This is a genomic window from Rania fehmarnensis, from assembly GCF_056494185.1.
The window spans coordinates 3,179,190-3,205,723 of record NZ_CM151398.1; the positions used below are offsets into that span (position 1 = coordinate 3,179,190).

The 26,534-nt window shown below is 55.0% G+C and carries 21 protein-coding genes and 2 tRNA genes; 13 read left to right on the plus strand and 10 right to left on the minus strand.

Annotation, left to right across the window (positions count from 1 at the left end; all coding sequences use genetic code 11):
- Both SH573x_RS10720 and SH573x_RS10725 read right to left on the minus strand, forming a co-directional pair.
- Positions 1 to 1,446, minus strand: a complete 1,446-nt coding sequence (locus tag SH573x_RS10720) for a penta-EF hand family protein (protein ID WP_479354889.1) — start codon at positions 1,444 to 1,446, stop codon at positions 1 to 3.
- A 263-nt stretch (positions 1,447 to 1,709) separates the two neighbouring features.
- Complete coding sequence (locus SH573x_RS10725; protein ID WP_479356700.1) at positions 1,710 to 3,257, minus strand: sigma-54-dependent Fis family transcriptional regulator; 1,548 nt, start codon at positions 3,255 to 3,257, stop codon at positions 1,710 to 1,712.
- Positions 3,258 to 3,708: 451 nt separating this feature from the next.
- Between SH573x_RS10725 and SH573x_RS10730 the strand changes: the two genes are divergently transcribed.
- Positions 3,709 to 4,008, plus strand: a complete 300-nt coding sequence (locus SH573x_RS10730; protein WP_479354891.1) for a hypothetical protein — start codon at positions 3,709 to 3,711, stop codon at positions 4,006 to 4,008.
- 118 nt (positions 4,009 to 4,126) lie between these two features.
- Positions 4,127 to 4,810 carry a cysteine hydrolase family protein gene (locus SH573x_RS10735; protein WP_479354893.1) on the plus strand — a complete coding sequence of 228 codons (684 nt, stop codon included), beginning with the start codon at positions 4,127 to 4,129 and terminating at the stop codon, positions 4,808 to 4,810.
- Between the two features lie 112 nt (positions 4,811 to 4,922).
- Here the strand turns inward: SH573x_RS10735 and SH573x_RS10740 are convergent, their stop codons facing one another.
- The 3 genes from SH573x_RS10740 to SH573x_RS10750 all read right to left on the minus strand — a co-directional run bounded on the left by SH573x_RS10740 (position 4,923) and on the right by SH573x_RS10750 (position 6,156).
- Positions 4,923 to 5,288, minus strand: a complete 366-nt coding sequence (locus tag SH573x_RS10740) for a four helix bundle protein (protein ID WP_479356702.1) — start codon at positions 5,286 to 5,288, stop codon at positions 4,923 to 4,925.
- Between the two features lie 173 nt (positions 5,289 to 5,461).
- Positions 5,462 to 5,534 (minus strand) — tRNA-Ala (locus SH573x_RS10745).
- Between the two features lie 46 nt (positions 5,535 to 5,580).
- Positions 5,581 to 6,156, minus strand: coding sequence for a DJ-1/PfpI family protein (locus tag SH573x_RS10750; protein ID WP_479354895.1), 576 nt, complete (start codon positions 6,154 to 6,156; stop codon positions 5,581 to 5,583).
- A 481-nt stretch (positions 6,157 to 6,637) separates the two neighbouring features.
- Between SH573x_RS10750 and SH573x_RS10755 the strand changes: the two genes are divergently transcribed.
- The 3 genes from SH573x_RS10755 (at position 6,638) to SH573x_RS10765 (ending at position 10,349) form a co-directional block, all read left to right on the plus strand.
- Positions 6,638 to 7,255: a hypothetical protein gene (locus tag SH573x_RS10755; RefSeq protein WP_479354897.1), complete on the plus strand. Its 618-nt coding sequence runs from the start codon at positions 6,638 to 6,640 to the stop codon at positions 7,253 to 7,255.
- A gap of 388 nt (positions 7,256 to 7,643) precedes the next feature.
- On the plus strand, positions 7,644 to 9,488 hold the full coding sequence (locus SH573x_RS10760) for a hypothetical protein (protein WP_479354898.1): 1,845 nt from the start codon (positions 7,644 to 7,646) through the stop codon (positions 9,486 to 9,488).
- 207 nt (positions 9,489 to 9,695) lie between these two features.
- The gene (locus SH573x_RS10765; RefSeq protein WP_479354900.1) at positions 9,696 to 10,349 is read left to right on the plus strand and encodes a transposase; all 654 of its coding nucleotides are present in this window, start codon (positions 9,696 to 9,698) and stop codon (positions 10,347 to 10,349) included.
- A 129-nt stretch (positions 10,350 to 10,478) separates the two neighbouring features.
- Here SH573x_RS10765 and SH573x_RS10770 read toward each other — a convergent pair whose 3' ends face one another.
- Positions 10,479 to 11,270 carry an SDR family oxidoreductase gene (locus SH573x_RS10770; protein WP_479354902.1) on the minus strand — a complete coding sequence of 264 codons (792 nt, stop codon included), beginning with the start codon at positions 11,268 to 11,270 and terminating at the stop codon, positions 10,479 to 10,481.
- A 278-nt stretch (positions 11,271 to 11,548) separates the two neighbouring features.
- Here SH573x_RS10770 and SH573x_RS10775 point away from each other — a divergent pair, with 278 nt between their 5' ends.
- From SH573x_RS10775 to SH573x_RS10785, 3 genes are all read left to right on the plus strand, one after another.
- Positions 11,549 to 12,583 carry a class I SAM-dependent methyltransferase gene (locus tag SH573x_RS10775; RefSeq protein WP_479354904.1) on the plus strand — a complete coding sequence of 345 codons (1,035 nt, stop codon included), beginning with the start codon at positions 11,549 to 11,551 and terminating at the stop codon, positions 12,581 to 12,583.
- A 71-nt stretch (positions 12,584 to 12,654) separates the two neighbouring features.
- Entirely contained in the window at positions 12,655 to 13,266 is a 612-nt protein-coding gene (locus SH573x_RS10780; RefSeq protein ID WP_479354905.1) for a hypothetical protein, read from the plus strand.
- A complete protein-coding gene (locus tag SH573x_RS10785) occupies positions 13,253 to 13,945 on the plus strand; it encodes a hypothetical protein (protein WP_479354907.1) in 693 nt (230 codons plus the stop codon). The genes SH573x_RS10780 and SH573x_RS10785 overlap by 14 nt, the downstream gene beginning before the upstream one ends.
- A gap of 305 nt (positions 13,946 to 14,250) precedes the next feature.
- On the opposite strand, the gene SH573x_RS10790 is transcribed toward SH573x_RS10785, so the two are convergent.
- Together SH573x_RS10790 and SH573x_RS10795 are read right to left on the minus strand one after the other, a co-directional pair.
- Positions 14,251 to 14,667: a hypothetical protein gene (locus SH573x_RS10790; protein ID WP_479354909.1), complete on the minus strand. Its 417-nt coding sequence runs from the start codon at positions 14,665 to 14,667 to the stop codon at positions 14,251 to 14,253.
- Between the two features lie 115 nt (positions 14,668 to 14,782).
- Positions 14,783 to 15,814: a DUF1559 family PulG-like putative transporter gene (locus tag SH573x_RS10795; RefSeq protein ID WP_479354911.1), complete on the minus strand. Its 1,032-nt coding sequence runs from the start codon at positions 15,812 to 15,814 to the stop codon at positions 14,783 to 14,785.
- Between the two features lie 828 nt (positions 15,815 to 16,642).
- On the opposite strand from SH573x_RS10795, the gene SH573x_RS10800 reads away from it, so the two are divergent.
- The 5 genes from SH573x_RS10800 to mgtA all read left to right on the plus strand — a co-directional run bounded on the left by SH573x_RS10800 (position 16,643) and on the right by mgtA (position 23,751).
- Positions 16,643 to 16,716: transfer RNA gene (locus SH573x_RS10800), tRNA-Thr, on the plus strand.
- Positions 16,717 to 16,752: 36 nt separating this feature from the next.
- Entirely contained in the window at positions 16,753 to 18,099 is a 1,347-nt protein-coding gene (locus SH573x_RS10805; protein ID WP_479354912.1) for a tetratricopeptide repeat protein, read from the plus strand.
- 10 nt (positions 18,100 to 18,109) lie between these two features.
- Positions 18,110 to 19,234 carry a tRNA guanosine(34) transglycosylase Tgt gene (gene tgt, locus SH573x_RS10810; protein WP_479356704.1) on the plus strand — a complete coding sequence of 375 codons (1,125 nt, stop codon included), beginning with the start codon at positions 18,110 to 18,112 and terminating at the stop codon, positions 19,232 to 19,234.
- 243 nt (positions 19,235 to 19,477) lie between these two features.
- Positions 19,478 to 20,650, plus strand: coding sequence for a cysteine desulfurase family protein (locus tag SH573x_RS10815; protein WP_479354914.1), 1,173 nt, complete (start codon positions 19,478 to 19,480; stop codon positions 20,648 to 20,650).
- Between the two features lie 560 nt (positions 20,651 to 21,210).
- Complete coding sequence (mgtA, locus tag SH573x_RS10820) at positions 21,211 to 23,751, plus strand: magnesium-translocating P-type ATPase (protein WP_479354916.1); 2,541 nt, start codon at positions 21,211 to 21,213, stop codon at positions 23,749 to 23,751.
- Between the two features lie 305 nt (positions 23,752 to 24,056).
- Here the strand turns inward: mgtA and SH573x_RS10825 are convergent, their stop codons facing one another.
- Entirely contained in the window at positions 24,057 to 25,271 is a 1,215-nt protein-coding gene (locus tag SH573x_RS10825; RefSeq protein WP_479354918.1) for an ABC transporter permease, read from the minus strand.
- Entirely contained in the window at positions 25,268 to 26,227 is a 960-nt protein-coding gene (locus SH573x_RS10830) for an ABC transporter ATP-binding protein (RefSeq protein WP_479354920.1), read from the minus strand. The genes SH573x_RS10825 and SH573x_RS10830 overlap by 4 nt, the downstream gene beginning before the upstream one ends.
- Between the last annotated feature and the right edge of the window lie 307 nt (positions 26,228 to 26,534).

Below are 26,534 nucleotides of genomic sequence, written 5' to 3' on the forward strand. Positions count from 1 at the left end.
TCATTTTCGTTTGAGCTTCTGGTTGAGCATTTTCTTGCGTTCCTTCAGGCTCTTGGGCGGCGGAGTCACTTGCGGCGAGTCGGCTGAAGTGAAGGATTGAGCGACTGAGTCAACGAATTGCGACTGAAATGGAGAGGCCGAGTTGCTTCGCGGCTGGACGGGAGCTTGGCGGGCAGCGTTGAATTGCGCGATGAAGGCAGCCAACCCGGCTTCGCTGCTCATATCAAAGCCGGCGGCGATACCGGACATGACCAGGCTTTTGGCGGGGTCATAGTTGGCCGGATTGCTCATCGCCTTGCGAAACACTTCGCGCCATGAGCGGATCTTGGTTGCCAAGCGGGCTGCGTGTTCAAAATGATGAACTTTACCGCAGTACTCCCAAAAAGCGATCATTTCATCGATGGTTTTGTCAGACAGGTCAGCCGCCTGACTGACTTTGCGCGGAAACAAATCGAGCAGGATTTTTCTGGCGTCGCTTTCTGTCAAAATTCCGGCATGCACACTCAAGTAGCTCAAGCCGATGTCTAGGAACGAATAGACCACATCTCCGCACGTTGGATCGATTGAACCGGCTTGCTGCTGGTATTGTCGAAATGAGGCGCGGGCATTCGTCAAGTAATCTTGGCAGGCTGCTTCATCGAGTTCGTCGTCTCCGAACAATTCCACATCTGAGAACGGACCGATGCCCAGCTTGCGCCGCAGTTCGTCAAAAATATTGATGGGCCGGTCGGGCATGGGTAAACCCAGTCCTGTCACTCCCAGTCGTTTACGGACCGTTTCCCAATTCCCAGTGACGCTGCAATCCACCAGGTTTCTAGAGAACGCACGTTCGATTACTTCGGCTGCCTCAGTCAATCGCCAATCAAACGCCAGGCTGACTAGTTGGCCGTTGAGTTGCGGTGACGACGTTTCAGGACGGTTCAGTAACTGAAAAACTCTCGGTGCCAAATTCTGGGCGATGGCCGGATCCTTATCAGCCATTATGCCGATTCCATCCACGATAACCGATGTGACCATGCAGTCTTTCTTGGTAGGCTGAACAAGCTCGAGCCAATCGGAGGCGGCAGCGGGCGGGAAAACGCCGACCACGTCAGGCCCGCATTCGGCCAGAAGTTCTTCGTCTTCATTGGCCATATCCCGGAACAAACGCATGATCAGCGGAATGCTGGCCGAAGAAATTTTATGCGCCAACAGCTCAGCGGCGTCTAAAGCCAACTCGAAACCGCAAAACTCCTCCATCGATTCCGGGAATGAGTACCATTCGAAGTCTTCGTTCTGGATAACCGCTTCGATCAGGCTTTGCAGCGCAGTGACGGCGCTGTCATCCAGATTTTGGGCAAACTCTCTCAGCTCGGCTTTTTGCTCAAGCGACTCACGCAGAATCGCCAAGCCTTGTTCAATGGACTGGGTATTTGCCTGCGCGTTAGCCTGTAGTGGTGAGGCCATGGGATCCTCCGATGATCTAGAGTCAGTGGCAATAAAGCAGACGGTTCCTGATTGCAACTGCAAATTGCAGGTGGGAAGTTTAGCACATTCGCCCCTCCCAAAGCAAACCTGACCCAGACCTGACCCCAGTTTTTAAGCTCCCCCAATGAGTAGAGATCGTGCAGAGAAGTTCGATGGTTGACTGAAGGAAGACTTTCACGCTTGGAGGCTAATCCCCGCTGTCAAGAAAGAGAGCAAACGCGCTGGCCAAAGTTGATGCATCCTTAGATGCCGAGGGCCTTGATTCGTGAATTGAGCGTAGTAGCTTTCAGTCCCAGCAGCGCCGCGGCTCCATTTGGGCCATGCACCTTTCCGTGGCATTTTAACAGAGCGGCTCGGATGTTTTCGGCTTCGAATGCTCGCAGCTCTTCATCGGTCAAGATCCGCTGAGGTGTCGGAGATTCTGAACGCTCAGGCAGCTGGCGCGGGGAAGTCGTTGGAAGTTCAAATCGAAGGCGTCCGTCAGCGGCAATGATGCATGCACGTTCCAACGTATGCTGCAATTCGCGCACATTTCCGGGCCAGTCGTAACCCTGAAGCTGCTGAACATTGGCCAGAGTCAGTCGCGGGCGCGGACGGCCCAGTTGTCGAGCAATCAGGCTGAGAAAGTGTTCAGCCAGTAAAGGTATGTCTTCCACTCGCTGGCGCAGCGGCGGCAGTTCCATTGGGAACACACTTAGTCGATAAAACAGGTCCTGTCGAAAGCGGCCAGCCTCGGATTCAAGTCGCAGGTTTCGATTGGTCGCCGCAATGATACGCACGTCGATCTTTCGAGTTCGGTCCTCGCCAATTCGCTCAATCTCGCCCTCTTGAAGAACTCGCAACAACTTGGCCTGCATGTCCAGCGGTATCTCGCCGACCTCATCTAGGAATAACGTGCCGCCGTCGGCCAGTTCAAACCGACCGGCTCGATCACGCAGCGCGCCGGTAAACGCACCTTTGGCGTGCCCAAAGAACTCACTTTCGAAGAGCTCCCGCGGGATCGCCGCGCAATTGACTCGGATCAAAGGTCGCCCGGCTCGGCGACTGTGACGGTGGATCTCTCGAGCGACGACTTCCTTTCCCGTGCCACTCTCGCCGAGAATCAAAACAGCGGCGTTGGTGGGAGCAACAAGTTCGATCTGTCGAGTCACAACCTGTAGCACCGAAGCTTGGCCGAGCAAGTCGCCAAACCCAGCCGCATGCTGTACTTCTTCGCGGAGATAATCATTTTCCTGTTGGAGCCGCTTCTTCAGGAACTCGATTTCCTCAAACGCAGTCGCATTGGCAATGGCAACTGCCGCGCTGTCAGCAAACACTCTTAGCCAGGCAAACTCCTGATCGCTGGTCTCGGACCGACTGAACACTGCCAGCACGCCGAGGATTTCATCTCTGAATATTAAAGGGTGGCCCAAAAATGATACTACGCCCTCGCGACACAACCAGTCGTCGCGCGCTATCCACTCCGAATCATCCGCTGCCTGAGAAAGTTTCTGCGAACCACCAGTTGCTCCTATAACCCCGATCCTGCGGATACCAAGAGGAAATCGGCGGTAAAAACCATCCGTCCGATACCACTCGCTGCCACTGGCCGGGTTGCGAGGACGTGCGGCCGTGGCAACATGGTGCAGGCATCGCGTTTGACCGGGGCATTCTCTGAGCATCGGGCATTCGCGGCAAATGTCCCCAGGCCTAGTCAACCAGATGCGCGCCAGCGCCAGGTCAGATGTGTCAGCTAGAGATTCGACGATCAGTTTCAGCACTTCATTGACGGTTCGGTGCTGGGCCACCATCGTGGCGATCGCCTGCAGCGATATGAGGTTCAGGGAATCGCTACGAGGCGGCATCTTCGGTCAATCGCCTCTTAATGAAGTGCGTTTGTGACAAGCAAATTGTAACGAGATCTCGTTAAATCACAACGATATCTCATTGAGTTGCGATATCTCGTTCTGTAGCGAATCTACGCCCGTCTTCCTAAAGTGGCTGCAGCGTGACACTTAGGGAAATTCCTGGTCCCGGCATGGGAAGTGTATTAGATGGCAGCCATTGACGTTGGTTGGTTTGGCAATTGGTCGGACTGATTCCAAGCCTGCTAACGATAGCGACTATCAGCGATTCCCATTTTTACTTTCAGGAAAAAACATGACGAGCTGCGAAACACACAACGCTGAAACCAGTTCTTGCGGCCATACCGAGGTCAAATCCAAACTCACCGAGATGCTTGGGATGCTCCAGAAAGGCCAAATGACCGAGGTTCAGGAGAAATATTTCGCGGACGACGTTGTTACCCAGGAGGGCAACGATGCAGCTGTCACTGGCAAACAGTCGGCCATTGAACGGCTCAACAAATTTCGGGAAGCCCTCGGAATCACGGGCTTTGTGAGCTACTCGATCGGCAGCGTGGCAGTAGAAGACAACGTTAGCTTCTATGACGCCGTGCTGAGCGTTAATGTCAAGTCAGGCGAAACCATTCACCTTGAGCAAGTGGTTCGTACCGAGTGGAAGAATGACAAGATCGTTCACGAGCGTTACTTCCATGGATGAAGTTGGGCGCTACGACCACAGGATCGCCCATTTCTGAAAGCCGGAATTAACGCAAATACATGGTGCCCGACATGGGCGATTCACTTTCAACTGTTTCGACATCCAATGAGGAAACACAATGTCCCTTCCCAACCCGGGATTCTTGATCACACCCGAAAATACTGCGCTAGTGGTAATTGACCCGCAAAACGATTTTCTAAGCCCCAAGGGAGTCGCATGGGGTGTAGTCGGCCAGAGCGTCACAGAGAACCGAACCGTCGAAAACCTGGAGTCTCTTTTCAGAGCCGCTATGGACGCTGACATGCAGGTCTTTGTTTCACCGCACTATTACTACCCACACGATCACCAATGGCGTTTCGAAGGAGCACTCGAAACCCTGATGCACGACATCAACATGTTCGATCGCGAAGGCCCGCTAAATCTTGATGGACTGGCTAATTCAGGTGCTGACTGGCTTGAGCAATTCAAGCCGTACATTGACGACGGTAAAGCTGTCGTAGTAAGTCCTCACAAGGTCTTCGGGCCCGAAACCAATGACTTGGCGTTGCAACTTCGCAAACGCAATATCAGCAAAGTGTTGCTGGCAGGCATGTCGGCCAATCTGTGCGTTGAGAGTCACATGCGAGAGCTGATTGAACAAGGCTTTGAGGTCGGTGTCGCATGGGACGCTACGGCTGCCGCAAGACTGCCCGAGTGGGACGGGATGGCGGCTGCGAAAACGAACTTCCGCATGATCGCCAGCGAGTCAATGACCACTGCCGATGCGGTTGAGCGAATTCGGTCCGTTTTGGCGGTTCGCTGATCCTGAATCTGACTTCAACTTAGAGTCCATCAAAGAAATGGCACTCTGGGTCTGAGCACAACACGTCATTCGCAGCCATGACGGAGCTCAAACGCAGGTGTCGAATGTGGGATCAAGTGTCCAGTCCATTCATCAAGCCACTGAGCATCCGTGAGCTTTCCTCGAGTCGCTGTTTCAGTTTCGTATGATGTTCATCAGAAACGAGCTTTCGCCGGCGTGCGAGCTCAAGCTGCGGGACGCATTCCTGGACCGATCCTCGCGCAATTCCGAAAAAGTGTTTTCGGTCAGGCTTGGTAAACCGACCATTGCCCTCGGCAAGGGAGGATGCGATCGAAAGTGATGCGCGATTCACTTGGTCAGCAAGATGGTTGTAAAGAGCGGGAAATTCTTCGGTCAGGTCACAGATGGCATCGGCGAAGTCGACAGATTTCTGGTAGTCCAGCAGCTTTTCAAAGGCGAACTCATTTGGTTTCCCCAGAGTGAAACTCGATGGAGACTCTCAAGAAAGAGAGTAGTGAGTAGACCGAGTAGACGAGGAGAAAGTTGAACGGTGATGAAAGACTGATTGCCCGAGAAAATCTCCAGGCCTCGAATCTTTCTACTTTCTACTTTCTACTTTCTCCTGTCTACTCTCTATTCGCCGAAGGCGAATGGAGGATAACGGACTTGAACCGATGACCTCTACAATGCCATTGTAGCGCTCTCCCAACTGAGCTAATCCCCCGGTTTTTGGGCTGAAGGCAAAAAGTTAACCGGGAAGCTGGCGGGTGTCAAGCACGGCGCTGGCGTTCGGCATCGAGCAATTTTATCCACGGGCCGATGTAGGCGCCGTTGTCGTGGAACGTGCGCCCGCTGATCAAGTTGCCGTCGATCACGCAAGCTTCATTGACAAACGTACCGCCGCAGATTTCCAAATCAAACTTGCATTTTGGCACCGTCGCCATGCGGCGGCCACGTACGCAATCAGCGGCCGCTGGAATTTCAACGCCGTGGCAGACGCTGGCTATCGGCAAGTTTTCCGCAAAGAAATACTTGGTCACGCGAATCAGGTCAGCGTCATATCGCAGGTACTCGGGGGCTCGGCCGCCGGAGAACATGATGCCCACATAGTCCTGTTCGACGATCTGGCTGAAGGCCACATCCGCTTGGATCGTGTAGCCTTCCCATTCCTTAGTGATCGTCCAGCCCGGTTTGACCTCGTGCAGCACCATTTGATAACGCCGCTGCTCTGGAGCGGCAACCACCGGCTGAAATCCAGCTTCCTGCAAACGGTAGTAAGGGTACATCGTGTCCAACGTTTCCGTCGCGTCGCCCACAATGATCAGTACTGGCCAGATTTTGCTCATGCGAAGTCCCACCCCGACGAAGAAGCTGGAAAGCTGGGTAGTCTATAGCTGATGCTGGCAGGCGACAAGCAGTAGCCGGAGTCGCCAGACTTTGGACTCCACTTCAACCACTAGGTCTGTCCCCAATCGCGCACGGGGACAGAGCACGCGCACGCCCCAACTGCAATGCAAGCAATTCGGCCGGACGTCTGTCCCCGATCAACTGCGCTCGATCGAACGCGGGGACAGACAACTGGTTTGAAGACGCATGCTGAGCGGGTTCGGAGCGGCTGGGGACAGCCGCTCTACGAGGCGGGTTCCGAGCGGCTGGGGACAGACGATCTACGAGGCGCGTAAAAATTTGCCGGTTTGGCAAGATTTGCTGATTCGGCAGACTCTGCTGGGTCGAAGATATTGCACGATGGATTATCTAAGTCGTGATGGGCAATCAACGCTAGCAAGCTTTGGTTGCCTCTGCATTCGATCAAAGGATTGATGGCTCATGCGGTCGCAAGCACGCTATAGTTGGTTGGCTCTGATTGCCTTGTTCTTGGCAAGTGCTGGTTGCTGTTGCGTGCAGGGCATGCCAGGCCAGTGTGGTTGTGGTTCATGTGGCCTGGGACCACTAGGCGGCTATCAAGCTTATGCAGGTGGTTGCGGTGAGACGTACGTCGATGAATGGGTCAGCGAACCACCTTGCGTCGACCAGTGCTGCGTAGGCGATAACCGACCAGTTCGTTCGCTGCTGCGAACGCTGTGGGGCAGCCGGTTTGTACAAGGCTGCGATATGTGCAGTGGCGGTGGTTGCGATAGTTGCGACGGCAGTTGCGGCTATGCATCGGCCGGCGGCAGTGGCTGCACCAGTTGCGGTGGCGGTGGATCCTCCGGCGGTTGCAGCAGTTGCAGCGGTGGCGCAACAGTTACCGAACCCATGATGCCTAGCACCGTACATCACGCCCCAGCGCACCATCAGCAAACGGCTCACGCTGGCGAGCCACGCATGGTTCCCGGCTCGTACAAGATGTCCGCTCCTCGACGCGTGCCAGCTTCCGTCGCAAGCGAACGCATCAACCCAGCTCGACAAAAGATCGATGCCAAACGAGCCAGCTACAGCAACTGAGCGCTGAGCTAGCAATGACCGAATGTTAAACTACGTCGTCTCGATCTGAGATTCGCGCTTTCGATGTGAGTCTCAGATTTCGTCGTTTAAAAATCTTCAAAACTTTTTTTGAAGCTCTCGCAACCGTCGCACTCGTGTCCTGATTGACAACCAGGCAGACTTCTGAAGTGCAAGTCATTTAAAGACTTAACGCGACGCATCTCCACTCCAACACAGCGTGTTCGCGCTCATCATCCAAAGCTCCGTTTTCGCCGCGCGCTCTTGACGCATCACTATCGTAGTAGTGTCGGAATGATTCGCTGGCACCGGCCGGGGCAGCGAGTGCGACAAGTTGTTTCAGGTGAGACCAAATGAGCTGACAAAAAACTTTCCGTGAAGGAGCGAAGAGATGACTGAACAGTTGAACAGTTGGGTGGTGCTGCGCGATAATTCTCAGCGGCTGTGCTGCACCGAAATTAAACCGTCGGAAGAGCTTGTTTACCTGGCGTGTTTGTCTAGCGACCCGCGGAGTATTGAGGAGTTCGCTGTAGCCTGGTCGCGATTCCGACCAGAGCAACCGTTGATGGATGCCAGTTGGATACCGCTGGCCGAGTTTGACACCGCGCCGGCGCGGGACCAGGTGTGGCTGTGGATCGATATGGTTCAGTGCTGCTTCGGGTGGCGCGGCAGTCGCGGTCAGTCCTTGGAGCCAGGCGGTTACGCGGTCCGGGCTCCAGAGCGCAAGCCGACTACCACATTGAAGATCTCAAAAGCCCAGCGGAAGCGCGACAAACGCCGCGGCATCAATCGCCAAGCTCCACCGCTGGAAAAGCCCAGCGTGTGGCTGAATATTCCGGCTTGGTGGCATCGCGCCACCCGCCCAGAGTTCCCGGGCTTGCACGGCGATCTGGACATCGATCCAGCCTTGTTGCCTCCGACCGAACCGCTCGACTTTCGCCAAGTCCTCTACGGTCGACCCTTCGCAGAATTTGTAGCCACTTGCGTGTTCAGCAGTCAAAAGTCGGCCCACAGCACCCACGCTGCCACGGATGGCAGTGGGCCGACTCATTGCGATGAACAGCACGATCGCCATGTCATAGATCAGAGCGATGATGATCACGCCGTCGAAGACGTGGTCGGTCACGATCATGATGACGATGATGATGAATTGCGATCGCTCCAGCAGTCAGTTTTGCGCGCGATCAAATGCATCCATGTCGATTGGCTGATGACGCCGCATGTGGCGTTAGGTGGACGCATACCGCGCGAGTTCTTGCACGAGCATCGCGCGTGGAAAGACCGCGAGTTGGATTATCGTCGCAATCATTGGTCGATGACCAAGCGGCCACCCCCTGCTCTGCCACTGAATAGTCATGCGTTTCGCTATGGCCCGATGGGCACCGAAGAAGTCGTCATCTATTTCGATTTGTGCCGCGAGACGATCATGACCGCCTTGCGCTGGATCGACGACGAACCGATGATTGAGCGCGAGAAGTTAATCCAAGAGATCTTGCGATTCATCGATGGTTGGCTGCACAGCGAACTGGCCGATAGCGATGGAGAGACCGCGCAGCAGTTGATTGACATTGATCGCCAGATGTTGCCACGCTTGGCCAGTAGCGAGCCCTTTGATTGCAATTGTCCGCTCTGTCGTTTGCAGTCTCAGAATTCCGAACTGTTCGGACCGGCATTCACGATGTGCGACGGATATCACTTGGAGATTGAAGACGAGTTTGCATTTTCACTGTACGCTTCGCGCGAAGAATGGGAAGAATGTCGAGAAGGCTGGGACGACGAAGATTGGCCAGCCAGTATGCCAACACCTGGGCGACAACAGGTGACGATGGCTGTCGTCCGAGGTTCGCTCAGTGCCAGCGACACGAACGTCGAGCTGATCGCGGCAGCCAGCGACATTTGGAAGTCAAGTTACATCGATCCCGCCATGCGCTCGCCGCAGTTGTCGTTGTTGGCTATCGGCACGCGTTTATCGGAGGTGATCACCGAGTTGCAAGAGATGTCGGCGCCTCAAGCCACCATTGAAAGTCTGAACCTGGCGTTTGACGACCTGGGGCGCGCCGTACGTTTATGGCTGGTTGATCAGTCAGCCGAAGATTCGAACGCTGCCACGCTTGAGGACGTAGTCGAGCAGATGATCAGTCAACTTGAAAGCGTAGCGAGTGACTATCCCGCGCTTACTGCGCAAAGCGCTGACCTTCAGAGTCTGGTGCACGACTGGCAACGGCAGTTGACCTAAGTCTCCTTTCGCTCCGCGAAAGGCAGCGCAGCGCGAGTGAACACTCGCGCTGTAGGCTAGGGGTGCTCCGTCTCCTTTCGCTCCGCGAAAGGCAATGCAGCGCGAGTGAGCACTCGCGCTGAATACTGGACGTGCAGGATGAGTGGCGGTGAGTTGAGTTGAGTTGAGAAGTGCTCCGCGATGCCTTTCGCGGAGCGAAAGGAGACAATGATGCTCGGACATGCGTTTGATCCGAATGGAGAATTGGGAATTAGCTACCACGATCGACCCCATTGGTGGCAGCGGGGTGCTACGGCATTTGTCACCTTTCGCACATACGATTCGATACCGCAGGATGTCGTACTTCGCTGGGAGAAAGAAAAACAGGAATGGCTGGACAAGCATAATGTGTCGACGGGTAAGCATTGGTCGCTGACTCTCCCATACTTGAGTGACGAAGTTCGCGAGCGCTTCAATAAGTATTTCCAACGCGAGAGAGATCTGTGCTTGGATCAGTGTTTGGGCAAGTGTGAATTGAGAGATCCACAATTAGCTCAAATCGTAGCTGAGTCGCTATTGCACTTCGACGGTCAGAGATACCACATGGGCGACTTCGTGATAATGCCTAACCACGTGCATCTGCTGGCCTCGTTCACAAGCGAGCACACGCTGGTCGAGCAATGCGATTCGTGGCTTCATTTCACGGCCCGAAAGATCAATAGCCAGCTAGGTCGTAAGGGTAAGTTTTGGAAACAAGAGCCCTTTGATCACTTGGTTCGCAGCTCCGAGCAATACGATTATCTCAGGCAGTACATCGCCAACAACGGCCCCAAAGCAGGACTGCCTGAGACCGACTATTACCTTCGGAGATTTCCAACATAGTCTCCTTTCGCTCCGCGAAAGGCAATGCAATGCGAGTGAACACACACGCCGCATGCCAGACATGCTAGAAGTGCTCGAAGTGCTCGAAGTGCTCGAAGTGTAGAGCCTTTCGCGGAGCGAAAGGAGACACTATTGCGGAGTTCTGCCGCCGGTGGCGCCGTAGACTTCGCCAGTGATGTAGCTGGCCTGGGGAGACGCGAGCCAGACATACAGCGGCGCTAATTCGGCGGGCTGGGCAGGACGTTGGAATAAAGTGTTGTCACCAAAATGCTTGACCTTTTCGGGCTTCATCGTTGAAGGGATCAGTGGTGTCCAGACCGGACCAGGGGCAACCGCATTGACACGAATGCCTTGGTGGATAACCAATTTGGAAAGGGCTTTGGTGAAATTTACGATCGCGGCTTTGGTGGGGGCATAGTCGAGCAACTCGGGCGAGGGATCTGACGCTTGGATCGACGCTGTATTAATAATCGACGAGCCAGGCTTCATTAGCGGGACTGCTGCTTGACATAACAAATACATGGCGATGATGTTCGTACGAAACGTACGCTCGATTTGTTCGAGCGAAAAATCTGCTAATGCTGTTTGAGCCATCTGGTAAGCGGCGTTGTTGATAAGTACGTCAATGCGTCCAAATTTGTCGAAGGTATCTTCCACCAGGCTCTTGCAGAACTGCGGATCTTGAATATCGCCCCGCACGCTGAGCGACTGACGATCAGCTTGTTCGATCCAGCGCACGGTTTCAGCGGCATCTTGTTCTTCTTCTAAGTAAGCGAAGGCGACGTGCGCGCCTTCGCGGGCACATGCGATCGCCACTGCTCGGCCGATACCACTATCGGCACCGGTGATCAACACGCCATAGTCCTGCAACTTGCCACTGCCCCGATACGACTCTTCGCCGTGATCTGCTGCGGGATGCATTTGATCTTCAGAGCCAGGATGCGATTGCTGGTGCTGACGCGAGTATGGCGGCTGATGCCCTTCCTCTCGTGGATCCTTTGGCGGTTTCGACGCAGTTTTGGAAGTGGCTTTTGATTTTGATGACGATGTCGAATTGGATTTCGATGGCATGTTATGAAGGTCCTTGATTTTGAATACGGTCGAACCTGGCAAGCAAGCTCTGTGCCATCAGCAGCCAAGCACGGTTTCGTTACAATTGGTTGCCCACCACCATCATCCGACTTGACGAGGTTTGCTTTATGGATCATCCGCCTGTTGAAGACATCTCCGTGCCCGATCCTGCTATCGTGCTGGATCTGGTTGAAGCGTTTCGTCGATCGAAAACACTCTTTGCCACAGTTAGTCTGGGCGTGTTCGATGCGCTTGCGTCCGGCAGCAAGACGCTGGCAGAGTTGGCCGACGAATTAAAGCTCAGTCGCGACGGCCTGGAGCGGCTGCTCAGCGCGTGTGTGGCTTTGGGGTTACTCAGCAAGCAGCACGATCGATTCGCCAACGAACCAGTGGCTGACACTTACCTGGTCTCAACCAGTCCGCGGCGAGTGACTGGCTACATTGCCTATTCCAATACAGTCATGTGGAAATTGTGGGCACATTTGGAGGATGCAGTTCGCGAAGGCACGCATCGTTGGCCGCAAGCTTATGGTTGGGACGGGCCGATCTTTTCGCACTTCTTTAAAACCGAAGAAGCCAAACGCGAGTTTCTGATGGGCATGCACGGTTATGGCGTGATCAGTTCACCCCACGTGGTAGCGGCGTTTGACTTGAGTAGGTTCAAGCACTTGGTCGATCTGGGTGGCGCGACTGGGCACTTGGCCTGTGCCGCATGCCAGCGCTATCCGCAGCTGCGGGCTACGGTCTTCGATTTGCCTGATGCCATTCCGCTATCGCGTGAAATCATTTCGCTAACGCCAGTGGCTGATCGCGTAGATGTTTGCGGTGGTGACTTTTTTGCCGGCGCCCTACCGCAAGGCGATTTATACGCAGTGGGTCGTATTCTGCACGATTGGAGCGAAGACAAAGTGCATCAGTTGCTTGAACGTATGTTCGAAGCGCTGCCCACTGGCGGCGGTGTGCTGATTGCTGAAAAATTGCTGACTGAAGAAAAAACTGCGCCTAGATGGGCGCTGATGCAGAGCCTCAATATGTTGACCTGCACCGAAGGCAAAGAACGCAGTTTGTCAGAGTACGCCGAATTGTTGTATGAGCATGGATTCAGTCAAGTCAGCGGCTGTCGTACGCAGTCGCCCTTGGATGTCGTGTTGGCAGTGAAGTAGCGTTTGACCACCGTCTGGCGGCGACTAGGGTAGCCACCGCCGCCAGGCGGTGGATTGCAAATGAGATAACTATGAAAATACTTGACGTAGTCCTGATAGTGGCCACCATCGTCGGCGCGGTATTCCTGGCGCGCGGGCGATCGGAGTTAAGCTCGCTGAAAAAAGAGTTGGCCAGGATCAACGCGACGGTGGGCGATATGGTTGTCGAGGACGAGACCAAGCTCTACGCGCAAGCGCTCAAGCACGAGAAACCTTGGCAATGGGCATGGCGCATCTACTTGCCCGACAAGAGTTCGGGCACTATTCAGCATGTCAGTGGCGGTGGTTCCGGTAGTCACGGTTTCAGCCACGGCAAGCAAATGCTGATTGCGCGCTGCAATATCGGACAGACCAAATCCGGTGCGGTGGGTGTTTACTTTCGTTTTGCCGGCGGCTCTAGCTTTTCATCGTTTGGTACTGAAGAGTTCTTCCAGTTCTTGCAGCAAAACTTTGAACGACTGAACATAACACAGTACGGAGGCAGTCAAGCAGAGTCGTTGGCTCCCGGCAGTCAACCAGTTACGTTCTTAAAGGTCAGCATGCCCGCAGACCTGGCACGCGAAGCCGAAGAGCGATTTAAAGACGAGCCCAATGTTCGGCAGTTGATCCCAGATCTGATGGAGGTGACACTTGACCTTAACTGATGCTGGGCAGACAGGTGGTAATGTTGCATCAGGCCCTACAGGTTCGGCTGCTCGACCAAAACGCTATCGCCAGATTGGCCTCAGCACATTGCTGCTGGCCACAGCCTGCGCGGCCGTGTGGTATAGCGTCTGGCTTACGCAGCACGGTGTGGCGGTGGTCAAAGATCAGCTATTGGTCAGCCGGCCGTTGATGCGCGAGCTGGTTTTGAAAGATCGCGATCACCTGTCGGCTGTGGCCCAAGATCAGCTGATGTACGATGAATATGCCTGGCAAGTTTTTGTACCAGGCGACGGGTATCAGCTGCAGATCGCCACTACCGGAATCGAGCGGCAAGTGAGTTCCAATGTCGTCACTTCTTTGCCAGCTTCGGAAGACTCTGTGAAACTGAGTCCTGGCCAGCATTTGGTTCAGTTGGAGACGTATCAGCAAGGAGACCAGTGGTGGATCGAGGTTCACGTCGATTTGGAGCAAGTTATCTTGGTTAAGCGTCCCAAAGAATGGAACATATCGTCGGGATCGCTGGGTGGTTCGATAGTGGATCAGCAAGTTGACCATCCGGCTGATTCGAGTTTGACCTTGTTCCGCCGCGTGTATACCAAAAAGAATCCGCCCGGCGGCGGACCGATGGTGCCCAACGACGATGGCAACGGCGTACAGCTTTGGATCACTGCACCATAACGTTTGACCCACGTAGGCGAGTCTCTCAGAGACTCGCAACTACAGAGTTTCATTTTGAAAATTAGCGGACGATTATCGAGCGCACTGGATTAACGCAACTCGGCGAACAGCGACTTTGTCACAGCGATCGGCGTCTCGGAGAGGCGCCGCTACGTGAACCCACGTAGGCGAGTCTCTCAGAGACTCGCAACTACAGAGCTTCATTTTGAATTAGCGGACGATTCTCTAGCACACTGGATTAGCAACGCGGCGAACAGTGACTTTGCCACGGGGATCGGCGTCTCGGAGAGACGCCGCTACGTGGGCTACAGATCGAACGGCGCGAGGGCTTTGGTTTCGCCTGTCACTTCGGCTGTGAGCGTGGTGCCGTCTTTCGAACCGTATTTGCCTTTGAGCAAATCGGGGCCGACGTCGGCGGTGCCCATCATGATTTGGGCTTCAGTGGGCTTCTTAGTGGGATCTGGATAGACGACGGTGACTTTGTACTTGCCGACCATCAAGCCGTGCTGGGAATTGGTGTAGGGAGTCAGCGTACCATCGGCAGTGGCCGTCGCGGCGCCCACGGGTAAGTTCTTGTCCTCTGGGTGGAACATGACGACCGCACCTTCGGCTGGTTTGCCTTTGACTGTGACTTTACCGGTCACCGGCATCAACCGTGGCCCATTGGAACAACCCATGACAACGCATACACAAAGTGCCAATGCCAAGCCTACAGAACGCATAGTGCTCATACCTATCCTTGATTCGGTTGACTTAAAAAGAGACGAGCCAGATACGCAACAGACGTACCCGGCTCAAAACGTTTTCTCATGATACTTTATGTATCAACTAATTTTGCTACTCGATCTGAGCCACTTCACCACCATCGCGGGTGATCAGAGCGGCCAGCACCGTGACGGAAATGCTTTCGGAAACGAACTGCACGGAACCGTCACCCATGGCATTTTGAATGCCGCCAACGTGGAAGGAGTACAGTCCATTTTCGTTGTAGACGTTGACAGGCGAACAACCGGTCTGGTTGGGTGTTAAGATACTGGCTCCGCTATAGGATCGCAGTTCGCGAGCCGTATTGTGATCGCCGTAGAAAGAGTTGAGCGTCAGGCCGAAATCGGTGAAGCCCACGCCTGGCGTGGGCTTACCACGGAAGTAAAGCTTTTGGCGTCCAGCTAGTTCTCCGAACATAATCGTGTTCGAGAGACCATCGGTGACTTCGCCCAATTTAATCTGAAACTTGGTTTCAGCATTGGTGGTGCCCAACAAACCGTTGCGGTTCGGATAAGTACTTGGATTGGCGTAGCCGGCGCAAGTCACGAACGAACCGCGATGCAAGCCCTTGATAGGAATGTAGTCGGTGCGCGGCAATACGAATGGTCCCAGAGGAATGCCAACGGATGCGAAATAGGGACCGTAGTCGCTGGGAGGATTGCCAGGAGTAGATGGGCAGATAAACGTGGTGATGGTGGTGAAACCTGCTGGGCTAGCAGTGCCGTAAGCAGGAGGCATATTGATCGGGTCGATATAGGATCGCTTGGGATCGAACAGGTTGTAAATCTGCGTCTGCTCCATAAAGGGCAGGATCTGGAACAGCGTGCCGAAGGTGGCGCGCTGGCCAAATGGGTTGGGAGGATTCGTGGGATATTGGGCTGCAGGAATATCTTTCTCGCAAGCCGGGAAGTACTTGTAGGCCGATTCAAAGTTGTGCATGGCTAACCCCATTTGCTTGAGGTTGTTTGAGCAAGACATACGGCGAGCGGCTTCGCGCGCAGCTTGTACGGCAGGCAACAACAGGCCGACCAAAATTCCAATGATGGCAATGACCACTAGCAACTCCACTAGTGTAAAACCGGAACGCTTGTCCTTACGCGACATGTCACAGATCCCCGATGGTGTCAGAAAAGATAGCAATAGATATATCGGATTGGCTGGTGTGGCTGAGGGGCCCAGCGTTTATTATGCGGGTTGCGTGCACGGGTTCAAGAGAAAACAAAACTTATTTGCGTTAAGTGTCCGCTCACCCCTGCTAATGGCGGATGGAATCTCGCTGATTGCATGTGACCTCTTCTGCCCGCTCCTGGTTTCGCCTGCGAGCGTTTTTTCGATAGCCAGCATTAGTTGGAATGCGTATGTCCCCTATCAGATCTATGGTTTGAAGATGCGGGGTAAGCGGCTGGGGACAGCCGCTCTACGGCCAATCAGCCCTGTGTCTGTCCCCAGTCTGGAGTGCATTGCTAGCACGAGTATTCGCTTCGGGGACAGACCTGTGGTTTGAAGATGCGTGGTTAGCGGGTGCGGAGCGGCTGGGGACAGCCGCTCTACGGCCAGGCAGCCCTGTGTCTGTCCCCAGTTTGGAGTGCATTGCTAGCACGAGTGTTCGCTTCGGGGACAGACCTGTGGTTTGAAGATGCGGGGTTAGCGGGTACGGAGCGGCTGGGGACAGCCGCTCTACGGCCAGGCAGCCCTGTGTCTGTCCCCAGTTTGGAGTGCATTGCTAGCACGAGTGTTCGCTTCGGGGACAGACCTGTGGTTTGAAGATGCGGGGTTAGCGGGTGCGGAGCGGCTGGGGACAGCCGCTCTACGAGCAAAGCCTTGGGGAGCCGGCCAAAGGCCCCTTGACCATTTGGGGGTTTTGCTTGTACGATTTTGGATTGATAATTTGAGGGGAATTAGGGCGACATTCTGCCCCTCACGATGCAATCGGCCAGCGTAGCTTCAATTGGCAGAGCACCGCATTCGTAATGCGGGGGTTGTGGGTTCGATTCCCACCGCTGGCTCTTTGGAACGTTGTCATCGGGCGCGAGACGAGGATTATGACAGGAAAGACCGCCACCATCACTGAACAAACATTAGACGTCCGTGAACTGGTTGTTTCCAATCAGTCCTTTGGGCCAGCAGAGATCCGAACGCTCTGCAAGACAATTTCACAAGACTATTCGCAATTAGCTGTGCTGCGTGACGCTGCCAACGAATTGCAGCAGTCCACTTCGCGCACCCCAGCGCAGTCCACTCGCTTAGGCGTGGTCTTCTACTTGCTCGGACGCTTTCACGAAGCTCGCGAAATACTATCGCAGGCCGACGGTAGCGCACTGGCTATTTTCTACAAGGCTAAGGCCGCGTTCCAGATGGAACAGTACGAGGAAGCCATCCGTTTGTACAAGCAAGCGGCCGACGAAGCTGGTTACGATCGCGATGATTGCAACATCGGCACTGCCGAAGTCTTCCGCTATTGCGGGCGGTTGGAAGAGTCGATGAATCTGCTGGACAATATTTTTGGACCAGCCGAACAGACTGCCGAATATCGCTATCAACGCGGCGCGACCGTGGCTGCCATCGGCGGCAAAGACGAAGAAGTGCTGGCCCTGTACACGCGGGCTCTGCAGATCGACGATCATCATCCAGGTGCCCTGTTCGGCTTGGCATTGGAAAGCGATCGCCGCGGGGACGATATGGAAGCCCTAGGCCTGTACGAACGTGCCGCATCGTGTTTTCCGGCTCACATCGGTACGCTGGTCAACCTGGGCATCATTTACGAAGACCGCAATGAATACGGCAAGGCACAAGCTTGTTACAAGCGCGTGTTGGACGTATATCCTGGTCATCCTAAGGCGCGTCTGTATCTGAAAGATGCATCGGCCTCGGGCAATGTGATGTTCGATGAAGAGTCGCAGAAGCGCAACGAACGTCTCAGCCAACTGCTGAACGTACCGGTCAGCGATTTCGAGCTCTCGGTTCGCAGTCGCAACTGTTTGACCAAGATGGGCATTCGCACGTTGGGAGATCTGGCTCGAACCAGCGAACAAACGCTGCTGGCCAGCAAGAACTTTGGCGAGACCAGCCTCATCGAAATTCGCGAAATGTTGGCGGCCCGCGGTTTGTCACTCGGCCAGTTTGCCGAAGAGCAACGCGAACCGGATCCACCGCTGGACCTGTCGGCGATGACGCCCGATCAACAAGCGGTGCTGGATCGTCCGATCTCGGATCTGAACCTGTCAGTGCGTGCACGCAAGTGCATGGTCCGCTTGGGCATCAACACGATTGGTGAATTGATGCGCAAGACCGGCGACGATCTGCTGGAATGCAAGAACTTTGGTGTGACTAGCTTGACCGAAGTCCGTGCCAAACTTGATCCGCTCAACTTGAAGTTGCGTGGTGACTGATCAATCTGCTGTGGCTGATGCAGCTACTGCCAAGAGAGCTGCATATTTCGAGCTCCGCGCCCAGGATACTGATTCTGCGGCGCGGCTAGGCTATCTGCACACGCCGCACGGAAAAGTAGAAACGCCGGCGTTTATGCCGGTGGGAACCCAAGGCACGGTCAAAGGGCTCACCATAGATCATCTGCGCTCAACCGGTGCGCAGATGATTCTCGGCAACACCTATCATCTCGCCTTGCGTCCAGGTTCGCAGCGCGTGGCCCGCCTCGGTGGCCTGCACAAGTTCATGATGTGGGACGGTCCGATTCTGACCGATAGCGGTGGCTTTCAGATTTTTTCGCTGGCCGATCGTGCCAAGATCACCGAGCAGGCGGCGACCTTTCGCTCGCACATTGATGGCAGTTTGCTCGAGCTCTCCCCGGAGCGGGCGATTCAGATTCAGGAAGATCTAGGCAGCGATGTGGCCATGGTGCTCGATCATGTCGTGGCGCTACCGGCAGAACTATCCGTCGTGCGCGATGCGATGGATCGATCGCTGCGCTGGGCTGAGCGATGCTTGAAAGTGGCTCAGCGGCCAGAACAAGCCAAGTTTGCGATCGTCCAAGGGGGACTCGACGAAGCCTTACGTATCGATCATGCGCAGCGGCTGAGCCAGTTGCCGTTCGATGGTTTTGCGGTAGGCGGATTGAGCGTTGGCGAGCCGCCCGAAGAGATGGTTCGCATCCTGAGCGCGACCACGCCACACTTGCCCGTCGATAAACCGCGTTACTTGATGGGCGTGGGCCGACCGATGGATATCCTGCTCTCGGTGGCGCGTGGAGTCGACATGTTTGACTGCGTCATGCCCACTCGCAACGCGCGCAATGCTTTGGCGTTCACTTGGAATGGTACAGTCCGCTTGCGCAATGCTGTGCATGCTGATGACCCGTTGCCACTTGACCAATCGTGCCCGTGCCTGGCCTGCAAACACAGCCGCGCTTACTTGCGCCATCTTTTCATAGCGGGTGAAATGTTGGGGCCAATCCTGCTGACCCATCATAACTTGACATTTTACCAGCAGTTGATGGCCGCCATTCGCGAACATATCTCGCAAGGCGATTATGCTCAGTGGATGAAGGTCACGCTCGAAAAGCTCTAGCCAGGGAGGGAGAAGCTCCTGCTGAGCCAACAACGCTTTGAAGTACGGACAACGCCTCGGGGAAGGCGTCAGTTAAGATTCATCCAAAGTCTGGCGACTTCGCCTTCGGGCGGTAGCTGATCTCGCCAGAGATTGGCAAACCTGGCCTGCGGTTAGAGGCAAAGGGTAGTGCATCCAAAGTCTGGCGACTTCGGCTACGGGCGGGGTCGAGCGAATTAGTTCCATCATGGTTTTGAGGCCACTGTGATCTACTTGGATAATCATGCGACGACACAAGTCGACCCGCGTGTCATCGACGCCATGGTGCCGATGATGACCGAGTATTTCTCCAATGCCGGCAGCACGACGCATGAAGGCGGCCGGCAAGTGGCTCAATTGGTTTCCGAATCCATCGCAGGCATGGCAACTCAACTGGGTTGCGCGGCCGATGAGTTGGTGATGACCAGCGGTGCGACCGAGAGCAACAATCTGGCGCTGTTGGGTTATGCATTGCATCCGCGGCAGTCGCGACGGCAGATCATCAGTTGTCAGACAGAGCATCGAGCGATTCTGGATCCGCTCAAGCGCTTGGAGCAATTGGGTTTCGAAGTCATCTACTTGCCGGTCAAGCGTGCTGGGCAACTCGATGCCGGTTTGATTGACCTTGATCAACTGGCTGCAGCCATCTCGGATCGCACGGCACTGGTGACGATCATGTTGGCTAATAACGAAATTGGGGTGATTCAACCTGTCGCAGAGCTTGCCCAGCTGTGCAGACGATTCGAATGTATCCTGCACACGGATGCTACCCAAGCGGTCGGTCGCATGCAGGTTGATATGCAGCAGTTGGATGTGGACCTGGCCAGTTTTTCTGCGCATAAGTTTTATGGTCCCAAGGGTGTCGGCGGATTATACGTCCGCAGTTCTCCACGTCGTGTGCGCCTGTATCAACAGATCGTTGGTGGAGGCCAGCAAGACAATCGCCGCTCTGGCACGCTGAATTCACCGGGCATTGTGGGTATGGCCAAAGCCTTGGCACTTTGTAGTGAATTAGCCAGCCAAGAATGGCCGCGCGTGCAGCAGCTGCGAAATCGATTATTCCAAGGGCTGCGAGCGGGTATTGAAGGTCTGACACTCAACGGTCCCACGCTCGATCAGCCACATCTGCGACTAGGTGGCAATCTCAATTGTGGCTTCTGGCCTGTGGAAGGTCAAAGCCTGATGTTGGCTGTGCCGGAGTTGGCCGTCAGCAGTGGTAGCGCGTGTACTTCCGCCGAGCCTCGACCCAGTCACGTCTTGCGCGCACTGGGCATCAGCGACGATCTGGCGCGCAGTAGTTTAAGATTCGGAGTGGGAAGGTTCACAACAGAAGCGGAAATTGACCAGGCGACCGCGTGGTTAGTTGACGCATCAAGAAAAATGCAGCAGCTGCTGTAGTCACCTCTCCCGCGCAGCGGGGGAGGTCGCAGACGCGGCGTTTAGCCGTCGTCTGCGGGAGGGGGCACCGCGCCAGGCAAGTCTCCTGCGGTACTAACCAACTCCACTGCCCAAGACCCCTCCCGAATCTCGCAAAGCCTCGATTCGACCTCCCCAAGGCAAAGCCTTGGAGAGGTGACTGTCACCTCTCCCGCGCAGCGGGGGAGGTCGCAGACGCGGCGTTCAGCCGTCGTCTGCGGGAGGGGGCACCGCGCCAGGCAAGTCTCCTGCGGTACTAACCAACTCCACTGCCCAGCCCCCTCCCGAATCTCGCAAAGCCTCGATTCGACCTCCCCAAGGCAAAGCCTTGGAGAGGTGACTGTCACCTCTCCCGCGCAGCGGGGGAGGTCGCAGACGCGGCGTTTAGCCGAAGTCTGCGGGAGGGGGCATTGCATGTAACCAATCTCGCCAGAGATTGGAAATCAATCGGTGACGCTTCCAAAGTCGGGCAACTTCGGCTACAGCACGCGTCGCGTTATCATAGATAGTGTTCACCAACCTGTGGCTTCGGGTTATACGAGATGGCCTATTGGACTCGCGCGGCTGAAGATGTGTTAATGGAACTGAAAAGTTCTCGCGATGGCCTGTCGACTGCCCAGGCCAATGTTCGCCTGACCGAAGCATCTCAGTTTAAGATTGGCGACAAGCGAAAGTCGAGCCTTGAACTCTGGTTGGCGCAGTTCAATAACCCGATCATTTGGCTACTATTTGTATCGGCGATTCTGTCATTCTATTTGGATGATGCGATTAATGCTTTGATCATTCTGGTGATCTTGGCGTTGAGCGGTATGCTGGGGTACTGGCAAGAAAGCAGCGCAGCGGACGCGGTGTCCAGGCTGCTGGGACTGATCGATACGCAAGCCACGGTGCTGCGCGATGGTCAGCCAACTCGTATCTCACACGGGACAGTCGTGCCGGGCGATGTGTTGGAGGTTAAGGCTGGTTCGATCATTCCTGCCGATTGTCGTCTGATCGAATGTCGTGAACTGCTAGTCGAAGAATCGGCGCTGACCGGCGAGAGCTTTCCGGTAGAGAAGTCGATCGATGTCTTACCAGCTGATGTGCAGTTGGCGCGACGCAGCAACTGTCTGTTCCTGGGCACCCATATCTCTAGTGGTGCTGGGCGAGCTGTAGTTGTTCACGTCGGTACGCAAACCGAGTTTGGGCGCATCTCCAAACGGTTGTCATCAAAAGTGGCCAGCACGGACTTTGAAGTGGGTCTGCGCAACTTTGGGCGACTGCTGGTTATCATCACCAGCCTGTTGGTTGCAGCCGTATTCTTGGTGAACATCAGTTTTCGCCGAGAAGGTACCGACTTCCATACGCAAGTTATCGAGTCGCTGCTCTTCGCACTCGCACTGGCTGTTGGCATGACTCCACAACTCCTCCCGGCTATTACCAGTGTAGTCTTAGCCTCAGGTGCCAAAGCGATGGCTCGAGCGGAAGTGATCATCAAACGGCTCGTGGTGATCGAAAATTTCGGGTCGATGGATACGCTGTGCATGGACAAGACCGGGACGATCACTTCGGGCACGATCGAACTGAGCCAAGCGACTGACGTTGCCGGCACGTCGAGCTCTGCCGTGATGCGCTATGCGACTATCAATGCATGTCTTCAAGCAAGTTTTGAGAATCCCATCGATGCAGCTATCCGTCGCGCAGCCGGTAATCAGTTCGATACCCTCTGGGATACGTGCTCGAAGCTGGACGAATTGCCCTACGATTTCCGACGTCGACGGTTGAGTGTGTTAGTTGACGAAGGTGGGCAATCGCTCATCGTCATCAAGGGTGCATTCAGCAATGTGATAGAGGTCTGCAGCCAAGTCGAAGTAGTTCGAGGAAACGGTGCTACGCAGGTAGTGAGTATCGACGAAGCGCGCGCGCAGATCGAAGCGAGGTTTCAAGCTTGGAGCCAGGCTGGCTACCGTGTCTTGGCCGTCGCGACCAAATCGCATGCCGCGCGTTCTCTCAGTAAACATGACGAAGCGGACATGACGCTGGTGGGTTTCTTGACCTTCGCGGATCCACTGAAGCCTGATATTGGCGCGGCACTGGCGGAAGTGCGCGCGGCCGGCGTTGAATTGAAGCTAGTCACGGGCGACAACAGCGCAGTGGCGGGCGCGCTGGCAACGCGGGCCGGATTTAGGCGATCCAACGTTCTGACTGGTGCTGAAATCCATCACATGTCAGCTGCGGAACTGGCGGTGCGGGCTGGCCAAGTGGACATTTTTGCCGAAGTGGAACCAGAGCAAAAAGAGAAGATTGTGTTGGCGTTACGCGCCGGCCGACGTGTAGTCGGGTTCTTAGGTGATGGCATTAACGATGCCCCTGCCCTGCACGCGGCGGACGTCGGTATCTCGGTGTCTAGCGCCGTGGACGTGGCCAAAGAAGCAGCTCAAGTGGTGCTCTTGCGATCCGATCTGCATGTCTTGGCCCAAGGAGTGCGCGAAGGTCGAAAGACCTTGGCCAATACGCTCAAGTACATTTACTTCGCAATCAGCGCCAACTTCGGTTATATGCTGAGCATGGCCATCGCCACGCTCTTCCTGCCCTTCTTGCCCTTGCTGCCGACACAGATTTTGATGATCAATCTGTTAGCCGACTTTCCTGCCATGGCATTGGCCACGGACCGAGTTGATCCCGAAAGCGTGCAGCGTCCGCGTCGCTGGAATATGCGATTGATCGTACGATTCATGTTGACTTACGGGTTGATCGGTACCTGTTCTGATCTGTTAACGTTCTGGACGTTGCTGAATATATTCGAAGCCAGCGAGCCACAATTTCGCACGGGTTGGTTTACGCTATCGATCATCACAGGAGTTTTGATCATGCTGGCCATTCGCACCAGCCGGCCCTTCTTCATGAGTCGTCCCGGTAAGCTGCTAGTGATCGCGGCAGTGAGCGTAGTTGCGATTACCTTGGCTCTGCCATATACAACTCTCGGTCGCTTGTTGGAACTCGAGCCTCCCACATGGAAGCTATTGTTGGCCATCACGCTAATCGCCAGTTTGTATGTGGGCGCACTTGAAATAGGCAAATGGATATACCGACGAATGGCTTAGCTCCTTGTTCCTACTCCTACTCCTACTCCTACTCGTACTCCTACTCCTACTCGTACTTGCAGCCATTTCGAGTACGAGTAGGAGTACGAGTACGAGGACAGACGTCATGTCAGGTGTGTTAGCGAGTTCAGAATTGAGCTCCAGTGCTCAGCAGAGATCGTGCAGCTTTTAACTGTTGAATTTTAAAGGCCTTGGGGTGGCACTGGCAATGCTGCGCATAGCCAGTGCCACCCAGAACCCTTAACGCCATGCTTTTGCACTACTTAAAAGCTGTACGATCGATCTCGTCGCCGAGAGAGGTGACTTCAACTGCGTTCCCAGCGGAGAGCTGCGAGGCGGGCGATGATTAGAAACACAAGGCCGCAAGCGGTTAGCACCAGCAGTTCGTTGCGAATTTCGATCAAGGGCAGCTCGCGCCAAAAGATCTTGTTGTAACCATCTAGTGCCCACGCGTTAAACGTCAGTTGACCAACGCGCTGAATCGATGGTCCCATCAAGTAACGCGGCACCATGCTGCCGCCCAGAGCGCTCATCGATAGTATGACAATCGTTGAGACCCAGCCTAGCTGTGTGCGCGAACGGCAGAGGGCAGCCAGCATCAACGCAAATCCGGCGGCCGCGCCACTGGTTACTACGGTCATGATCGCAAAACCGTCCAGATGGTCTTGCAAGTTCAGATCAAACGCTACCATGCCCCATAGGAACATGAGCGTCATCTGTGCACAGCCGACCATGGTCAAGTAGCACCACTTGCCTAGCAGCAAGTGATCCATGGTGGCCCGGCTGCAAAGAATGCGCTCAAGCGTCGAGTTCTCTTTTTCTTCCAGCAGTGAGCCGCTGGCCGTGGTGGCGCTGAAGAGTAAAAACATCACGGCAATGCCGGCTGCGTACATAGCGATCACCGGATTGCTCTTGCCGGCGCCTAACACGTCCACAACATCCACTTGCGGAATCGCCATCGCGGCTGAAACTGTTGCCAGCGGTGAACTGGTGGTAAAAGACGCCGCTTGCACAGGGTTGAAAGCGATGGCTGGGTTGGGTAGCTGAACCAGGGATTGTTGCACCAATGGGGCCACAACGCGCGAGGCCAACTGATCGAATGAATCGTTCAGCACTTTCACCACGTAAGGACTGTCAGGTGACTCGCTACCTGCCGCTTGGGACTTGGCTTGCATGATAACGATAGCCGCTGAGACTTGACCGCGACGCACTAAGCGCAACGCTTCTGGGCGACTGACCGTGCCGCGCAGTTTCTGGGGCTCGTCAGCTTTGCGATTGATCGACAAAACGATCAGGCGGTCCGAAGCAGCCAGTTGCTTGATCGCTTGCTGAGACCACTGATTTTGAACTTCGTCGCACACGACGACTTTCAATTGTCGATCGTCGATGCGCGAGCCCCGTGAGCCAAAGATCCACGCAAAAATGCTGAAGAAGATCAGCGGCACAATGAATGTGAGAACCAATTCTGGTTTGTTGTGCCAGAGTCGTCTCAAACTGATCAGCATGATCGTGCGTATCATTCGCGCAGCTCGCAACCAGTCAGGGTCAAGAACAACTCGTGTAAATTCGGTTCACGTATTTCCATCTGTGCGATATGACCACCCAGTGCACGGATCTCCGAGAGCAGCAGTGGCAAGTCTTCGCCTATATCGTAAAAACCGGCGACCCAGCGCTGCGAGTGACCGTCCCATTCCAAGCCCTGCAAGCGACCTGGTGTCCAGTTTTCCAAACGCAAATAGACGCGGCGATAGTCGCCCAACGTTTGTTCCAGCAATTGATCAAGCGGTCCGTCGGCGACGACGCGACCATGATCGACGATCAGGATGCGATCGCACTGCGATTGTGCTTCGTCCAGGTGGTGCGTGGTGAGCATGAGTGTGGTCCCGGCTGCATGCAACCAATCAATCATCTCAAAGATGCGCTGGCGACTTTGTGGATCGACGCCTACGGTTGGCTCATCCATCAACAGCAACTTGGGCTCGTGCATGACACCGCAAGCGATATTAACGCGCCGCTTCATGCCGCCGGAAAATGTGCGTGTCAGGTGTCGCTGTCGATCTTTCAGGCCAATCCATTCCAAAGCCCAATCGACTCGCTGGCGTAACTGTGCTCCTGCCAGGCCATGCATTTGACCGAAGACTGTCAAGTTCTCGCGGGCAGTCAGATCGCCATAGATCGCCAGGTCTTGAGGCACTACTCCCAAGTGATCCATCGACTCAGGATCGCGGATGGGCCGCCCCAGTAGCTCGACGCTACCGCTGTTAAGTTTGACTCGCCCAGCGATTGCGCGCACGAGCGTCGTTTTGCCTGCGCCGTTGGGACCCAGCAGTGCCACGCGTTGGCCTGCCGGCACTTCGAATGATAAACCGTCCAGTGCCCAGTGCTTGCCAAAGCATTTGCGCAGCTCGACCACCTTCAACGCGGACGTTGATGAAGCTGTCATCGAATCAGCACCAGGCGCAGTTTGAGTAAACATTGTGCGAGCACCATAGGGGAATATCGTGCAGCACTCAATGGCAGTCATTTGCTAGCAATTAAACCGCGGTTTCACGTAGCAGCGTCTCTCCGAGACGCCGATTAGCTTCAGCCCTATAGCGATTGAAGGTTATTCAAACGAGTCTCGGAGAGACTCGGCTACGTGGTTTCACGTAGCAGCGTCTCTCCGAGAGGCCGATCGGCATTAAACCTAGAGCGATGGATGGTTAATCAAACGAGTCTCGGAGAGACTCGGCTACGTGGTTTCACGTAGCGGCGTCTCTCCGAGACGCCGATTAGCTTCAGCC

Bases quoted from the DNA above. Each gene is read 5' to 3' on its own strand.
- SH573x_RS10720 (WP_479354889.1), bottom strand. From the start codon at position 1,446: ATGGCCTCACCACTACAGGCTAACGCGCAGGCAAATACCCAGTCCATT.
- SH573x_RS10725 (WP_479356700.1), bottom strand. From the start codon at position 3,257: ATGGTGGCCCAGCACCGAACCGTCAATGAAGTGCTGAAACTGATCGTC.
- SH573x_RS10730 (WP_479354891.1), top strand. From the start codon at position 3,709: ATGACCGAGGTTCAGGAGAAATATTTCGCGGACGACGTTGTTACCCAG.
- SH573x_RS10735 (WP_479354893.1), top strand. From the start codon at position 4,127: ATGTCCCTTCCCAACCCGGGATTCTTGATCACACCCGAAAATACTGCG.
- SH573x_RS10750 (WP_479354895.1), bottom strand. From the start codon at position 6,156: ATGAGCAAAATCTGGCCAGTACTGATCATTGTGGGCGACGCGACGGAA.
- SH573x_RS10755 (WP_479354897.1), top strand. From the start codon at position 6,638: ATGCGGTCGCAAGCACGCTATAGTTGGTTGGCTCTGATTGCCTTGTTC.
- SH573x_RS10760 (WP_479354898.1), top strand. From the start codon at position 7,644: ATGACTGAACAGTTGAACAGTTGGGTGGTGCTGCGCGATAATTCTCAG.
- SH573x_RS10765 (WP_479354900.1), top strand. From the start codon at position 9,696: ATGATGCTCGGACATGCGTTTGATCCGAATGGAGAATTGGGAATTAGC.
- SH573x_RS10770 (WP_479354902.1), bottom strand. From the start codon at position 11,270: ATGCATCCCGCAGCAGATCACGGCGAAGAGTCGTATCGGGGCAGTGGC.
- SH573x_RS10775 (WP_479354904.1), top strand. From the start codon at position 11,549: ATGGATCATCCGCCTGTTGAAGACATCTCCGTGCCCGATCCTGCTATC.
- SH573x_RS10780 (WP_479354905.1), top strand. From the start codon at position 12,655: ATGAAAATACTTGACGTAGTCCTGATAGTGGCCACCATCGTCGGCGCG.
- SH573x_RS10790 (WP_479354909.1), bottom strand. From the start codon at position 14,667: ATGCGTTCTGTAGGCTTGGCATTGGCACTTTGTGTATGCGTTGTCATG.
- SH573x_RS10795 (WP_479354911.1), bottom strand. From the start codon at position 15,814: ATGTCGCGTAAGGACAAGCGTTCCGGTTTTACACTAGTGGAGTTGCTA.
- SH573x_RS10805 (WP_479354912.1), top strand. From the start codon at position 16,753: ATGACAGGAAAGACCGCCACCATCACTGAACAAACATTAGACGTCCGT.
- mgtA (WP_479354916.1), top strand. From the start codon at position 21,211: ATGGCCTATTGGACTCGCGCGGCTGAAGATGTGTTAATGGAACTGAAA.
- SH573x_RS10825 (WP_479354918.1), bottom strand. From the start codon at position 25,271: ATGATACGCACGATCATGCTGATCAGTTTGAGACGACTCTGGCACAAC.
- SH573x_RS10830 (WP_479354920.1), bottom strand. From the start codon at position 26,227: ATGTTTACTCAAACTGCGCCTGGTGCTGATTCGATGACAGCTTCATCA.